Here is a 14165-nt window from a genome sequence, read left to right on the forward strand (position 1 = left end):
GCTCAATCATAATCACGGCATGCAAGCAATGCAAGTGCTGTTACAACGCGGGAACACATACGCAATCGATCAAAAGCGTGCACTATTAGCGTTTTCACGTACTGGCGCGCCAACGCACCGGCGCCCGGCGCTTCGACGTTCGTTCCACGCTCACACCGCTTCAGACCGCGATCCACTCATGACGAATAAGCCCAACCAGACCGAAGCCGACCAGCCCGTCGACATGATCATCTTCGGCGGCGGCGGCGACCTGGCCGCCCGCAAGCTGTTGCCCGCGCTGTACATGGCGCACCTGCACTGCAACCTGCCGCCGGAGACGCGCATCATCGCGGTCGGCCGGCGCGACTGGGGCATCGACGGCTATCGCAAGTTCATGGACGAGCAATCGCGTCCGTTCATCGACGACAAGGCGTTCGACGCCGACGCGTGGGCCCGTTTCCTCGACCTGTTCAAGTACGTACTGATCGACGTGAACGCGCCGGAAGACTACGCGCGCCTCGCCGACGCGGCGCGCGGCGATGCGATCCGCGTGTTCTACCTGTCGACATCGCCGGAGCTGTTCACGACGATCTGCGACAACCTGTCGGCCGCGCACCTCGTCGACGCGCGCTCGCGCGTCGTCCTCGAAAAGCCGCTCGGCCACGATCTCGCGTCGGCGCAGGCGATCAACGACGCGGTCGGCAAGCATTTCGCGGAATCGCAGATCTACCGGATCGACCATTACCTCGGCAAGGAAACCGTGCAGAACCTGATGGTGCTGCGCTTCGGCAACCCGATCTTCGGGCCGCTGTGGCAGGCGCCGAGCATCCGCAGCGTGCAGATCACGGTGGCGGAGACGGTCGGCGTGGGCAGCCGCGCGGGCTTCTACGACCATACCGGCGCGCTGCGCGACATGGTGCAGAACCACCTGCTGCAACTGCTGTGCATCGTCGCGATGGAGCCGCCGGTGTCGCTCGACCCGGACGCGGTGCGCGACGAGAAGCTGAAGGTGCTGCGCTCGCTGCGGCCGATGGCGCTGTCGGACGTCGCGCGCGACACGGTGCGCGGCCAGTACACGGCCGGCGCGGTCAACGGTCAGCCGGTCAAGGGCTATCTCGAGGAAGACAACGTGCCGGCGGACAGCCACGCGGAGACCTTCGTCGCACTGCGCGCGCACATCAACAACTGGCGCTGGGCGAACGTGCCGTTCTTCCTGCGCACCGGCAAGCGGCTGCAGCGCCGCCAGTCGGAAATCGTGATCGAGTTCGCGGACATGCCCTTCTCGATCATCCCGAGCGGCCCGCGCCACTACAGCAACCGCCTCGTGATCCAGCTCCAGCCGGAAGAGTCGATCCAGTTGCAGATGCTCGCGAAGGAGCCGGGCAGCGGGATGAAGATGGTGCCGGTGAGCCTGAACCTCGACCTGCAGCAGGCGATTCCGGAACGGCGCGCGGAAGCGTACGAGCGGTTGCTGATCGACGTGATCCGCGGCCGCCTCACGCACTTCATGCGCCGCGACGAACTCGAGGCCGCGTGGTCGTGGGTCGAGCCGATCCTCGACGGCTGGAAGCAGCTCGGCGATCGCCCGCGGCTCTACACCGCGGGCACGTTCGGACCGGCGGCATCGTCGGCGCTGCTGGCGCGCGACAACATGTCGTGGTCCGAGGAAGCGTAAGCGCTGCACGACGGCGTGCCCGCGGCGCAAGCGCCGTGCGGCACGCCGGATCACACCCGGGCCACCGCCGCCCCCCGCTTCCCTTACGGCGCGCCGCCGTTACAGCGGCCCCATCCAGGCGGCCTTGCGCCGCGTCGGCGCATCGCTGCCGCTGCTCCCGCCGCCCAGCGCTTCGATCATGTAATCGACGAACGACGCGATCCGCGACGAGATCGCGGTGTTCCGGTAATACACCGCGTTGATCGGCTGTTCGACTTCGAGCGTCTGCCGCGCGAGCACCTGCACGAGCCGGCCGGCCTCGCGATCCTGCGCGGTCATGAAATCCGACAGGCACACCATGCCCGCCCCCTCCAGCGCGAGCTGCCGCAGCGTCTCGCCGCTCGACGACCAGATGGCGGGCTCGATGCGGCTCGGCTCGCCGTCCGCGCCGAGGATCGGCCACACGTTCAGCGATTCCGGCTGCGTGAAGCCGAGCAGCGTGTGCTTGGCGAGATCCTCGACCTTGCGCGGCTGGCCGTGCGCTTCGATGTACGCGGGGCTCGCGAGGATGCGCAGCCGGCTGTTGCCGATCCGCCGGCTGTGCAGCGTCGAATCCTTCAGGCGGCCGATCCGGATCGCGACGTCGGTGCGCCGCTCGAGCAGGTCGATGATCCCCTCGTTGCTGTTCAGCTCCAGCTCGACCTTCGGGAAGCGTTCGCGGTAGCCGCGCACGAGCGGCACGATCACGTGCAGCATGAACGGCGTCGCGGCATCGACGCGCAGCCGCCCCGACGGCATCTCGCGCCGCGCGAGCATCTGCTCCTCGGCGTTCTCGACCGATTCGATGATCGCGCGCGCATCCTGCAGGAACGCGCGCCCTTCTTCGGTCAGTTCAAGCCGGCGCGTGGTCCGGCGCAGCAGCGTGGTCTTCAGCTTCTCCTCGAGCCGCGCAAGCGTGCGGCTCGCCGCCGACACTGTGACGTCGAGCTGCTGCGCGGCGGCGGTGATCGACCCGGTGTCGACCACGGCGGCAAAGGCCTGGAGTTCGTCGAGCGTGATTTTCATTGTTGACCTGAAATCAAAACAATTTGGTTTATAGACCAGTTTTTCCGCAAAAGTAAAGGCGGCACACTGCGATCCATTCTTACTGGAACCTGGATCCCGCCATGCCACTCGCCCTGCTTGCGCTGACCATCAGCGCCTTTGCCATCGGCACGACCGAATTCGTGATCGTCGGGCTGATCCCGACGATCGGCGCCGATCTCGGCGTCAGCCTGCCGTCGGCCGGCCTGCTCGTCAGCCTCTACGCGCTGAGCGTCGCGATCGGCGCGCCGCTGCTCACCGCGCTCACCGGCCGCGTGCCGCGCAAGACGCTGCTCGCCGCGCTGATGGCGCTGTTCACCATCGGCAACCTCGTCGCCTGGCAGGCGCCGGGCTACGAATCGCTGATCGTCGCGCGCGTGCTCACCGGCCTCGCGCACGGCGTGTTCTTCTCGGTCGGCTCGATCATCGCGACCACGCTCGTGCCGAAGGACAAGGCCGCCAGCGCGATCGCGACGATGTTCAGCGGCATGACCGTCGCGTTCGTCGCCGGCATTCCGCTCGGCACCTTCATCGGCCAGCACTTCGGCTGGCGCGCGACGTTCCTGATCGTCGCGCTGTTCGGCCTCGTCGCGTTCCTCGGCGCGGTTGCCTTCGTGCCGCGCGGTCTTCCGCGAACGCCGCCGGCGCCGCTCGCCCGCCAGTTCCGCGTGCTGGCCCAGCCGCGCCTGCTGCTCGTCTATGCGATGACGGCGGTCGGCTACGGCGGCTCGCTGATCGCGTTCACCTACATGGCGCCGCTGCTCGAACAGATCGCCGGCTTCACGCCGTCGCAGGTCAGCCTCGTGCTCGTCGGCTACGGCGTGTCGGTCGCGTTCGGCAACGTGTGGGGCGGCAAGCTCGCCGACCGCGTCGGCCCGGTCAAGGCGCTCAAGCAGATCTTCCTGCTGCTCGCGATCGTGCTGCTCGCACTGACCTTCACGGTGCACGTGAAGTGGCTCGCGGTGCTGACGATGCTCGCGTGGGGCGCCGTCGCATTCGGCAACGTGCCGGGCCTGCAGGTGTACGTCGTCAAGCAGGCGCGCCACTTCGCGCCGGACGCCACCGACGTCGCATCGGGCTTCAACATCGCCGCGTTCAACCTCGGCGTCGCCGGCGGCTCGTCGCTCGGCGGCCTGATCGTCGCGAACGTCGGCCTCGGCCATACGCCGTGGATCGCCGCCGTCGTCACGCTCGGCGCGTTCGCGCTGACCGCGCTGAGCGGCCGCCTCGACCGCGGCCAGGGCCTGCCCGAACGCACGGCCGAACCCGTCGAACTCGCCCATTGAACGTCACTTGTTTGCAGGAGCCGCCCAGCATGAACGCATCGACCCGACGTCCGCCGTTCGCCGGCAAGACTTTCGAAGTCCGTTACGACGGCCTCACCGCCCTCAACGCATATGACGAGGACGGCCTCCACATGCGCTACGAGATCACCGAAGGCGCGTACGCCGGCGCGACGGGCGAAGTCGCCTTCACGTGGCAGCACGTCGCCGGCGAGACCTACGCGATCTCGTGGCAGGAAGCCGACCGCGCGACGGTCGTGCACCTCGACGATTTCGCCGCCGGCACGTCGCGCGCGTTCTTCACCGCGTCGTCGCTGGACTTCTACCGGCTCGCAGGCAGCCTGCGCGCCATCTGAACGGAGACGCCCGACCATGTCCACTTCACTCGACAAGCTCGCCGACGGCGGCTTCAGCATCGGCGTCGAACTGCCGCTCGACAACGACTGGTCGCCGGCCGGCGACGCGAAGCGCCAGCATGACGGCCGCCGCCCCGGCGTGCCCGACCTGGAAATCCACGCGGAGCTCGCGCAACTGGCCGACACGCTCGGCTTCCGCGCGCTCTGGGTGCGCGACGTGCCGGTGTACGACCCGTCGTTCGGCGACGCCGCGCAGGTGTTCGAGACCTTCTCGTATCTCGGCTACCTCGCCGGCATCACGCGCGACATCCTCCTCGGCACGGCGGCCGTCGTGCTGCCGCTGCGCGAACCGCTGCTCACGCTGAAATCGGCCGCGACGATCCAGGAACTCAGCCGGGGACGCCTGCTGCTCGGCGTCGCGAGCGGCGACCGGCCGGTCGAATATCCGCTGTTCGGCCGCGACTTCGCGTCGCGCGGCGCGAACTTCCGCGACCAGATCGCGCTGCTGCGCGACGGCGCGCGCGCGCATCTGCCGCCCGGCCTCGACGTGCTGCCCGCCGCGCGCTCGCCGGTGCCGCTGCTCGTCGCCGGTCTCGCGCAGCAGACACCCGCCTGGATCGGCGAGCACATGGACGGCTGCCTCGCGTATCCGGGCACGCCGGCCGATCACGTGCAGCGCGTCGCGAACTGGCGCGCGGTGGCCGGCAGCAAGCCGTACGTGAGCTTCATCCACCTCGACCTCGCGGACGATCCGCACGAGCCGCTGCAGCGGCACCGCTTCGGCGCGCGCGCCGGACGCATCGCGCTGACGGAGGAACTCGCGGCGATGCGCGACGCGGGCGTGCAGCACATCGGCCTGCATTTCCGCCGCAACCGCCGCCCGCTCGACGAGACGATGGCCGAGATCGCGTCGGACGTGCTGCCGGCATTCCATGCGAATGCCGCTGCGAACGCGCTGACAGCCACCGCCTGAGGCCGGCACGCCGCCAGCCAGCCGAATCCACGACCGATATTTGACTTCAAATCAAATATTTTTGACCTCTAGAGGCGTTTATCTCATCAGTCCAGGACGCCAGAATGGCTTCCATAACGCAATCGGTCCACCTCTTCCAGGAACACAAGATGAGCAACATTCCCGCATTCGGCCTCGGCACTTTCCGCCTGCAAGGCCAGGTTGTCATCGACTCGGTCCGCAACGGTCTCGAAGTCGGCTATCGCGCGATCGACACCGCGCAGATCTACGGCAACGAAGCCGAAGTCGGCGAAGCGATCGCCGCATCGGGCGTGCGCCGCGAAGACCTGTTCCTCACGACGAAGATCTGGGTCGACAACTACGCGCCGGAAAAACTGGTCGCCAGCCTCGAGGAAAGCCTGCGCAAGCTGCGCACCGACTACGTCGACCTGACGCTGATCCACTGGCCGGCTCCGGAGAGCGGCGTGTCGGTCCAGACGTTCATGACCGCGCTCGCCGACGCGAAGGCAAAGGGCCTCACGCGCCGGATCGGCATCTCGAACTTCAACATCGAACTGACGAAGGAAGCGATCGCGGTGGTCGGCAAGGATGCGATCGCCACGAACCAGATCGAACTGAGCCCGTACCTGCAGAACCGCAAGCTGGTCGAGTTCATGAACGGCGAAGGCATCCACGTGACGTCGTACATGACGCTCGCATACGGCAAGGTGCTCGGCGACCCGGTGATCGGCGCGATCGCGCAACGTCACGACGCGACGCCGGCGCAGGTCGCGCTGGCCTGGGCGCTGCAGCTCGGCTACTCGGTGATCCCGTCGTCGACAAAGCGCGAAAACCTCGCAAGCAACCTGCTCGCGCAGACGCTGCGCCTGACCGACGAGGACATGGCGCAGATCGCCGCGCTCGAGCGCAACGGCCGCGAAGTCGACCCGGTCGGCCTCGCGCCGACGTGGGACTGAACGCACCGCCCCCTCAATCGAACCGTCCGCGGCCAGCCGGCCGCGGCACCGACAGGAATCCATCATGACCCAGGACCCGCTTTTTCAACCGCTGCAATTCGGTTCGCTGACACTGCCGAACCGCATCGTGATGCCGCCGATGACGCGTTCGCGCGCCAGCCAGCCCGGCGACGAAGCCAACGAACTGATGGCCGCGTATTACGCGCAGCGCGCGAGCGCGGGCCTGATCGTCAGCGAAGGTACCTACATCGCGCCGCTCGGCAAGGGCTACGCATGGACGCCCGGCATCCACACGCCGTCGCAGGTCGCCGGCTGGCGCAAGGTGACGGACGCCGTCCACGCCGCGCACGGCCGCATCTTCGCGCAGCTCTGGCACGTCGGCCGGCTGAGCCACACGAGCCTGCTCGGCGGCCGGCAACCCGTGTCGTCGTCGCCGCTCCAGGCGAAGGGCGTGAACGTGTTCGTCGCCGGTCAAGACGGCACCACGCCGGGCTTCGTGCAGGCCTCCGAGCCGCGCGCGTTGTCCGTCGACGAAATCCGCGAGATCGTCGATCAATATCGCGCCGCCGCGCGCAACGCGATCGAAGCCGGCTTCGACGGCGTCGAGCTGCACGGCGCGAACGGCTATCTCGTGAACCAGTTCATCGACTCGAACGCGAACACGCGCACCGACGCGTACGGCGGCTCGCTCGAAAACCGGCTGCGCTTCCTGCGCGAAGTCGCGCAGGCGCTGATCGAAGGCACCGGCGACGCGTCGCGCGTCGGCATCCGCCTCGCGCCGCTGACCACGCTGAACGGCTGCGTCGACGACGATCCCGAGACGACCTACCTCGCCGCCGCGAAGCTGCTCGGCGAACTTGGCGTCTGCTACCTGCACATCGCGGAAGCCGACTGGGACGACGCGCCGCTGATGCCGGTCGAATTCAAGCAGCAGCTGCGTGCAGCGTTCCCGGGCGTGCTGATCTACGCCGGCGCGTACACCGCCGAGCGCGCGCGCGAAGCGATCGCCGCCGGCTGGGCCGACCTCGTCGCCTTCGGCCGCCCGTTCGTCGCGAACCCCGACCTGCCCGAGCGCCTGCGCACCGGCGCCGTGCTCACGCCGCACGACCGCAACACGCTGTTCGGCGGCGGCGCACGCGGCCTGACCGACTATCCGACGCTCGCGCAGGCCGCGGCCTGAGCGATCGACAGGAGTCCGACATGAGAATCACGTCCCCTTCCCGCGTAGGATTCGGCACCGCGCCGCTGGGCAACATGTATCGGGACATCCCGAACGAGGAAGCGCTGGCGACCGTCGACGCGGCTTGGGAAAGCGGTATCCGCTACTTCGACGCGGCGCCGCTGTATGGCGCCGGCCTCGCCGAGCTGCGCCTCGGTGAAGCGCTCGCCGGCCGCCCGCGCGACGAATATTCGCTCGGCACGAAGGTCGGCCGCCTCGTGCTCGACGAGCACGAGGATGCGTCGCAGCGCGATCTCGGCGAGAAGGGCGGGCTGTTCCGCCATGGGCTGCCGAACAAGGTCGTCTACGACTACACGGAAGACGGCACGCTGCGCTCGATCGAGGCGAGCCTCGAGCGGCTGCGCACCGACCGCCTCGATACCGTGTGGATCCACGATCCGGCGATCGACTTCCACGGCGAGCGCTGGCTCGAAGTGTTCGACATCGCGATGTCGGGTGCGGCCAAGGCACTCACGCGGCTGCGCGACGAGAAGGTCATCAAGGGCTGGGGCCTCGGCGTGAACCGGATCGAGCCGTGCGAGCTCGCGCTCGAGCGCTCGGACCCGGACGGCTTCCTGCTCGCCGGCCGCTACACGCTGCTCGACCATGCGGGCGCGCTCGAACGGCTGATGCCGGAAAGCGCGGCGCGCGGCCTCGGCATCATCGTCGGCGGCCCGTACAACTCCGGCGTGCTCGCGGGCGGCACGCACTTCGAATACCAGCCGGCCACGCAGGAGATGCTCGGCCGCGTCGCGCGCATCCGGCAGATCAGCGAGCAGTTCGGCGTCGACGTCCGCGCGGTGGCGCTGCAGTTCTCGCTCGCGCATCCGGCCGTCGCCGCCGTGATCCCCGGCGCGAGCCGGCCCGATCGCATCGACGAGAACCTGCGGCTCGCGTCGGTGCCGATTCCGGCAAGCCTGTGGGACGCACTGAAGGCCGAGCGCCTGATCGCGGAACACGCTCCTGCGCCGGCCGGCGCGGCCTGAGCCACATCCGCTCGACCGCCGCGACGAGCGGCCGCGCACATCCCTTCCCTTGCAATCGCGGCGACTATCGCCGCGATTGCCATTTCCGAATTGCAGCCTGCGCAATCGCCGCCTAACGTTTACACGATCGACTCCGCACGACCGTCACCCGATCTGAAAGGACGCCCCGCCATGCCAAGCCGCTTTCCGACACGCGACATGCTGCGGGCCATCGCGGCCGGCCTTTCGTTCGCGGCCTGCACCCTGCCGGCCTACGCCGACGATGCAACCGGTCTCGTGCCGCCCCAGCCGGCGTCGCCCGTGCTCTCGACGACCGCGACCGGCGTTCAGATCTACGCATGCGAATACGACGCCGGACACCGGCTCGCATGGGCATTCCAGCGCCCGGAGGCGATGCTGTTCGACGCCACCGGCGCGCTCGTCGTCCGGCACGGCGCGGGGCCGTCGTGGGAAACGCTCGACGGCAGCCGCATCACCGGCAAGAAGCTCGCGGAAGCGCCCGGCGCGCGCCCGGGCAGCATTCCGCAGCTCCTGCTCGCCGCGACGCCGGCCGCAACCGGCACGCTCGCCGGCGTGCGCTTCGTCCAGCGGCTCGATACCGTGGGCGGCACACCGCCGGAGGCGACGTGTGCGACCGAGCATGCGATCGGCCGCTTTCCGTATTTCGCGCGATACGTGTTCCTGAAGCAACGCGCGGCGGCATCCCGAAGCGCGGACGCCGCCGTCAGCGTGCTGATCACCACGTCCGTTTGATCAGTGATCCTGCATTTACCGATCGGATGCCCGACGCATGCATCGTCATCGATCCGGTCACGCACGCGGCCCCGGTATCATCCGGACTCACGTTGCGCACGGCGGCGCGGCGCGTCACGCGTGGCCGCATTCACGCACCTGCGCGGCCTCGATGAAAGACATTCGTAATCCCCGATGCGTCACCCGCTCCCGCCCTGCCCGCCGACCCGGCGTTCAAATAATCGCCTTAACGGATTCGAACTAGGCGTATACACGCGTTCCGCGACGACGAAGCCCCGTTGCACGCCGATATAAGCGCTGCGACATGCGCTGCATGCTCTTCCCCCAATGGGACGTGATGGGCCGTTCGCCTAACCTTCGCTACGGCAAAGCACACGTGACGGGGTCGACCACGCCACGCGTCGTACGACGCGGCACACGCGCGCCCTTCAACGCGCGGACGACGACACGAATCACGCGTGATGCGTCCCCACGACGCTGCCGATAATTTCAACCAGATACGAGACACCCTGACGACGGCCTGCCACAGGCCGTTTCAGCATGCTGATAAAGGAGCAAGCTCATGAGTGATACCCCGGTGCAGCCGACGGTCGGCGTCGGCGCGGAAGAAACGGACTTCGGCACCAAGGGAGTCATCGACCGGTACTTCGGCATTTCGTCGCGCGGCAGCACGCAGCGTCGCGAAATCGTCGCGGGCGTGACCACTTTCCTCGCGATGGTCTATTCCGTGTTCGTCGTGCCCGGCATGTTCGGCAAGGCCGGCTTCGACACGAGCGCGGTATTCGTCGCGGTCTGCCTCACCACCGCGTTCGGTTCGCTGCTGATGGGCCTGTGGGCGAAGCTGCCGATCGCGATCGGCTGCGCGATCTCGCTGACGGCGTTCACCGCGTTCGGCCTCGTGCTCGGCAAGGGCCTGCATCCGACCGTCGCGCTCGGCGCCGTGTTCCTGATGGGCCTCGTGTTCACGGGCATCTCGGTCACCGGCGTGCGTTCGTGGATCCTGCGCAACCTGCCCGCGGGCGTCGCGCACGGCACCGGGATCGGCATCGGCCTGTTCCTCCTGCTGATCGCGTCGAACGACGTCGGCCTCGTGATCAAGAATCCCGGCGCCGGCCTGCCGGTCTCGCTCGGCCAGATCACCGCGTTCCCGGTCATCATGTCCGTCGTCGGCCTGGCCGCGATCTTCGGGCTCGAAAAGCGTCGCGTGCCCGGCGGCATCCTGCTCGTCGTGGTCGCGATCTCGCTGATCGGCCTCGTGTTCGATCCGGCCGTGAAGTATCGCGGCATCTTCGCGCTGCCGTCGCTGAGCGCACCGGGCCACGCATCGCTGATCGGCGCGATGGACATCAAGGGCGCGCTGTCGATGGCCGTGCTGCCGAGCGTGCTCGCGCTCGTGATGACCGCCGTGTTCGACGCGACCGGCACGATCCGCGCGGTCGCGGGCCAGGCGGGCCAGCTCGACGAGAACGGCCGCATCATCAACGGCGGCCGCGCGCTGACCGCCGATTCGATCAGCTCGATCTTCTCCGGCTTCCTCGGCGGTGCACCGGCCGCGGCCTACATCGAGTCCAGCGTCGGCGTGGCCGCCGGTGCGAAGACGGGCCTCGCGGCCGCGGTGGTCGGCGTGCTGTTCCTGGTCGTGATGTTCTTCTCGCCGCTCGCGGGCCTCGTGCCGTCGTACGCGACGGCCCCGGCGCTGATGTACGTCGGCCTGCTGATGCTCGGCAGCGTGAGCAAGCTGCACATGGACGACATGGTCGATGCGATGTCGGGCCTCGTGTGCGCGGTGTTCATCGTGCTGACCGCGAACATCGTGACCGGCATCATGCTCGGCTTCTCGACGCTCGTGATCGGCCGCATCGCCAGCGGCGAATTCCGCAAGCTCAACGTCGGCACCGTGCTCATCGCGGCCGTGCTCGTCACGTTCTATCTCGGCGGCTGGGCGATCTGACCGCGCATCGTGCGCGACGTCGCCGGCAGAAGGACGGCGCGCATCGGGACGACACCGTCTCCTCCACCATCGTCGTCGATGGTCTCGCGGCCTGGAAACGCACGTTTCCGGGCCTTTTTTGTCGATGCGGCCGGCGTTGCGGCGCGCTGTCCGGCGAGACGGAAGGCGGCGAGCGGCGCGGCGCACCGCGAGTCCGAACGCGGTGCTACGATCACATTTTGTCCTCCGGAACGACCATGAATCCGTTCGGCATCGTCTCTGAATCAGACACGCGGACCGCGGCGAGCAAACCGCCGTTCATCCCGTCGTTCGGCTTCGTCGAAGTTCATGAATCGCGGCCGATCGACGCGCCGCCGTCGCGCATCATCGACGCCGTGGCCGCGCTCGACATGCGTGCCGATCCGGTCATCGACGCGCTGCTTGCCGTGCGCGAATCGCCGGCGGCCATCGCGCATGCGCTGGGCAACCGCCCCGCCGAAGCCGCACGCGAACGCTTCGGCTTCGATACGTTCACGCTGCTGCATCGCGACGACACGTCGCTGTCGCTGGGGCTCATCGGACGCTTCTGGCGCCCGACGCCCGACGTGCGGACGATCGACGACGCCGCGGCCTTCGTCCGGCACGACGATCCGCGCGACGCGAAGCTGGTGCTGCGGTTCGAGGTCGTCGGACTGTCGTCCGGCACGCGCCTGCTGCGCACCGAAACCTTCGTGCACTGCCCGAGCACGCGCACGCGCCTGCTGTTTCTGCCGTACTGGCTCGCGATCCGGCTCGCGAGCGGCTGGATCCGCCGCCGCACGCTCGCGGCCGTCGAACTGGCGCTTGCCTGACACACCGGGCCGCCACGATAACTTCACGCGGTGTGTCGTCACGCGGCGCATCTCGGCAACGTCACGCACCGCACGCACCGCACGCACCGTCGTCTGCAATCCTGATCGCCGCGCCTTGCGGTTTTTGTTCCGCCCGGCGTTCGCCGTCGCGGCGCGCTACCCTATCGATCTTCAAGCCGGCGCCCCCGCCCGCCGCCAGATCCGAACCGATCGATGACCCGCATCCGAAACCACCTGAACATCGCGCAGCTCCAGGCGTTCGTCTCCGCCGCGCATCACAAGAGCCTGCGCGCCGCCGCGCGCGAACTCGGCGTCACCCAGCCCGCGATCACGCATACGATCCGCGAACTGGAAACGGCGCTGAACGCGGAACTGCTCGCGCGCAGCGTGCGCGGCGTAGAGCTGACCGCGTGCGGCCATGCGCTGCTGCCGCGCGCCGAGCAGTTGCTCGGCGACATGCGCCGCACCGTCGAGGCCGTCGAGCAGGTGAAAGGGGAAATGTCCGGACGGGTCGCGGTCGGCACGATGCCGTCGATCGCGCTGACCGCACTGCCGCACGCGGTCACCGCCTTCCGCCGGTCGATGCCGAACGTGAGCCTGCATCTGGAGGAAGTGACGGTGCCGGACGCGCTCGCGCAATTGCGCAACGGCACGCTCGACATCGCTGCGATGCACCATGTGCCCGCGCTCGACCGCGATCTCACGCAAGTGCCGCTGCTGTCGACCGAGTTCACCGTCGTGATGCGCGAAGGCCACCCGCTCGCGCACGCGCGCCGGTTAGAGGAATTGCTCGACGCCGAATGGATCGTCACGGTCGGGGCCGAGCAATTCCCGCACAGCGTGATGGTCGGCATGTTCGAGGCGCGCGGGCTGCCGCTGCCGAAGCGCCTGCTGCGCTCGCCGATGTCGTTCGCGGTGACGCTCGGGCTCGTCGCGCGCTCCGACGTGATCGGCTGCTTCACGCGCCCGCTGGCCGCGATGGTGGCGCCGCTCGGGGTTCGCACGGCCAACCTCGACGAAAGCATGCCGCGCTTCGACCTGTCGATCATCGCGCGCCGCGACCTGCTGCCGACGCCGGCCGTGTCGCAATTCGTCACCTGTCTGCAGCGCGCGGTCAACGAAACGCTCGGTTGAATCGTTCCTTCGTCTGAAACGGTCGCGCGCAGCATGCGCGGCCGTCGGGTCCGGTATCGGGGCATGTCCTAGGCGCCCTGCCGGTATTTTGTCTTGATAATCTTGCGCACGTCGCGCGCCCGCATCGGGCAGCGAAACGGACAGTCCGACGCGAAGCCGCGCCGGACCGAAGGCTTACGGCGCGGCACAACCGCGCACCCATCGAACAAAACGAGGAGTCACCGAGTGAAAAAGATTCTTGCGGCTGTGACCGTAGCCCTGCTCGCCGTATCGGCCGGCACTGCATACGCGAAGGACTGGACGACCGTGCGCTTCGGCGTCGACGCAAGCTACCCGCCTTTCGAATCGAAAGGCGCCGACGGCAAGGTGGTCGGCTTCGACGTCGACCTCGGCAACGAAATCTGCCGCCGCATGAACGCGAAGTGCGTGTGGATCGAAAACGACTTCGACGGGATGATCCCGGCGCTGAAGGCACGCAAGTTCGACGGCGTCCTGTCGTCGATGTCGATGACGCCGGCGCGCCAGGAACAGATCGCGTTCTCGTCGAAGCTGTTCAACACGCCGACGCGCCTCGTCGCGAAGAAGGGCGCCGGCCTGATGCCGACGGCCGAATCGCTGAAGGGCAAGTCGGTCGGCGTCGAGCAGGGCACGATTCAGGAAACCTACGCGAAGACGTACTGGGCCCCGAAGGGCGTGAACGTCGTGCCTTACCAGAACCAGGACCAGGTCTACGCGGACCTGATCTCCGGCCGTCTGGACGGCGCGCTGCAGGACGCGGTGCAGGCTGAAATCGGCTTCCTGAAGACGCCGCGCGGCGCGAGCTTCGATTTCGCCGGCAAGGACATCGACGATCCGAAGACGCTCGGCAACGGCGCCGGTATCGGCCTGCGCAAGGAAGACACCGACCTGAAGGCGAAGATCGACGGCGCGATCGCCGGCATGCGCAAGGACGGCACGTACGACAAGATCGCGAAGAAGTACTTCGATTTCGACGTGTACGGCAAGTAA

The 14165-nt window shown here is 68.1% G+C and carries 13 protein-coding genes; 12 read left to right on the top strand and 1 reads right to left on the bottom strand.

The window, feature by feature from the left end; genetic code table 11:
* Nucleotides 1–178 precede the first annotated feature (178 nt).
* The gene (zwf, locus tag HWX25_RS11205; RefSeq protein WP_175908522.1) at nucleotides 179–1654 is read left to right on the top strand and encodes a glucose-6-phosphate dehydrogenase; all 1476 of its coding nucleotides are present in this window, start codon (nucleotides 179–181) and stop codon (nucleotides 1652–1654) included.
* Between the two features lie 99 nt (nucleotides 1655–1753).
* On the opposite strand, the gene HWX25_RS11210 is transcribed toward zwf, so the two are convergent.
* Complete coding sequence (locus HWX25_RS11210; RefSeq protein ID WP_175908523.1) at nucleotides 1754–2698, bottom strand: LysR family transcriptional regulator; 945 nt, start codon at nucleotides 2696–2698, stop codon at nucleotides 1754–1756.
* Between the two features lie 101 nt (nucleotides 2699–2799).
* On the opposite strand from HWX25_RS11210, the gene HWX25_RS11215 reads away from it, so the two are divergent.
* From HWX25_RS11215 to HWX25_RS11265, 11 genes are all read left to right on the top strand, one after another.
* Nucleotides 2800–4002, top strand: a complete 1203-nt coding sequence (locus HWX25_RS11215) for an MFS transporter (protein WP_059528553.1) — start codon at nucleotides 2800–2802, stop codon at nucleotides 4000–4002.
* 29 nt (nucleotides 4003–4031) lie between these two features.
* Entirely contained in the window at nucleotides 4032–4355 is a 324-nt protein-coding gene (locus tag HWX25_RS11220) for a hypothetical protein (protein WP_059689337.1), read from the top strand.
* 16 nt (nucleotides 4356–4371) lie between these two features.
* Nucleotides 4372–5328, top strand: coding sequence for an LLM class oxidoreductase (locus HWX25_RS11225; RefSeq protein WP_175908524.1), 957 nt, complete (start codon nucleotides 4372–4374; stop codon nucleotides 5326–5328).
* A gap of 149 nt (nucleotides 5329–5477) precedes the next feature.
* Nucleotides 5478–6284: a 2,5-didehydrogluconate reductase DkgB gene (gene dkgB, locus HWX25_RS11230; RefSeq protein ID WP_175908525.1), complete on the top strand. Its 807-nt coding sequence runs from the start codon at nucleotides 5478–5480 to the stop codon at nucleotides 6282–6284.
* A gap of 64 nt (nucleotides 6285–6348) precedes the next feature.
* The gene (locus HWX25_RS11235; protein ID WP_175908526.1) at nucleotides 6349–7464 is read left to right on the top strand and encodes an alkene reductase; all 1116 of its coding nucleotides are present in this window, start codon (nucleotides 6349–6351) and stop codon (nucleotides 7462–7464) included.
* A gap of 20 nt (nucleotides 7465–7484) precedes the next feature.
* Entirely contained in the window at nucleotides 7485–8489 is a 1005-nt protein-coding gene (locus tag HWX25_RS11240) for an aldo/keto reductase (protein WP_175908527.1), read from the top strand.
* A gap of 171 nt (nucleotides 8490–8660) precedes the next feature.
* The gene (locus tag HWX25_RS11245) at nucleotides 8661–9242 is read left to right on the top strand and encodes a DUF3455 domain-containing protein (protein WP_175908528.1); all 582 of its coding nucleotides are present in this window, start codon (nucleotides 8661–8663) and stop codon (nucleotides 9240–9242) included.
* A 562-nt stretch (nucleotides 9243–9804) separates the two neighbouring features.
* Nucleotides 9805–11193 (top strand): NCS2 family permease, encoded by a 1389-nt coding sequence (locus tag HWX25_RS11250; protein ID WP_059815004.1) that lies wholly within the window; start codon nucleotides 9805–9807, stop codon nucleotides 11191–11193.
* 236 nt (nucleotides 11194–11429) lie between these two features.
* Entirely contained in the window at nucleotides 11430–12023 is a 594-nt protein-coding gene (locus HWX25_RS11255) for a hypothetical protein (RefSeq protein ID WP_175908529.1), read from the top strand.
* Between the two features lie 213 nt (nucleotides 12024–12236).
* The gene (locus tag HWX25_RS11260) at nucleotides 12237–13157 is read left to right on the top strand and encodes a LysR substrate-binding domain-containing protein (RefSeq protein WP_175908530.1); all 921 of its coding nucleotides are present in this window, start codon (nucleotides 12237–12239) and stop codon (nucleotides 13155–13157) included.
* 225 nt (nucleotides 13158–13382) lie between these two features.
* A complete protein-coding gene (locus HWX25_RS11265; RefSeq protein ID WP_059528597.1) occupies nucleotides 13383–14165 on the top strand; it encodes an ABC transporter substrate-binding protein in 783 nt (260 codons plus the stop codon).

The sequence above is a fragment of the Burkholderia sp. BCC1640 genome (assembly GCF_902833125.1).
Lineage (GTDB): Bacteria > Pseudomonadota > Gammaproteobacteria > Burkholderiales > Burkholderiaceae > Burkholderia > Burkholderia diffusa.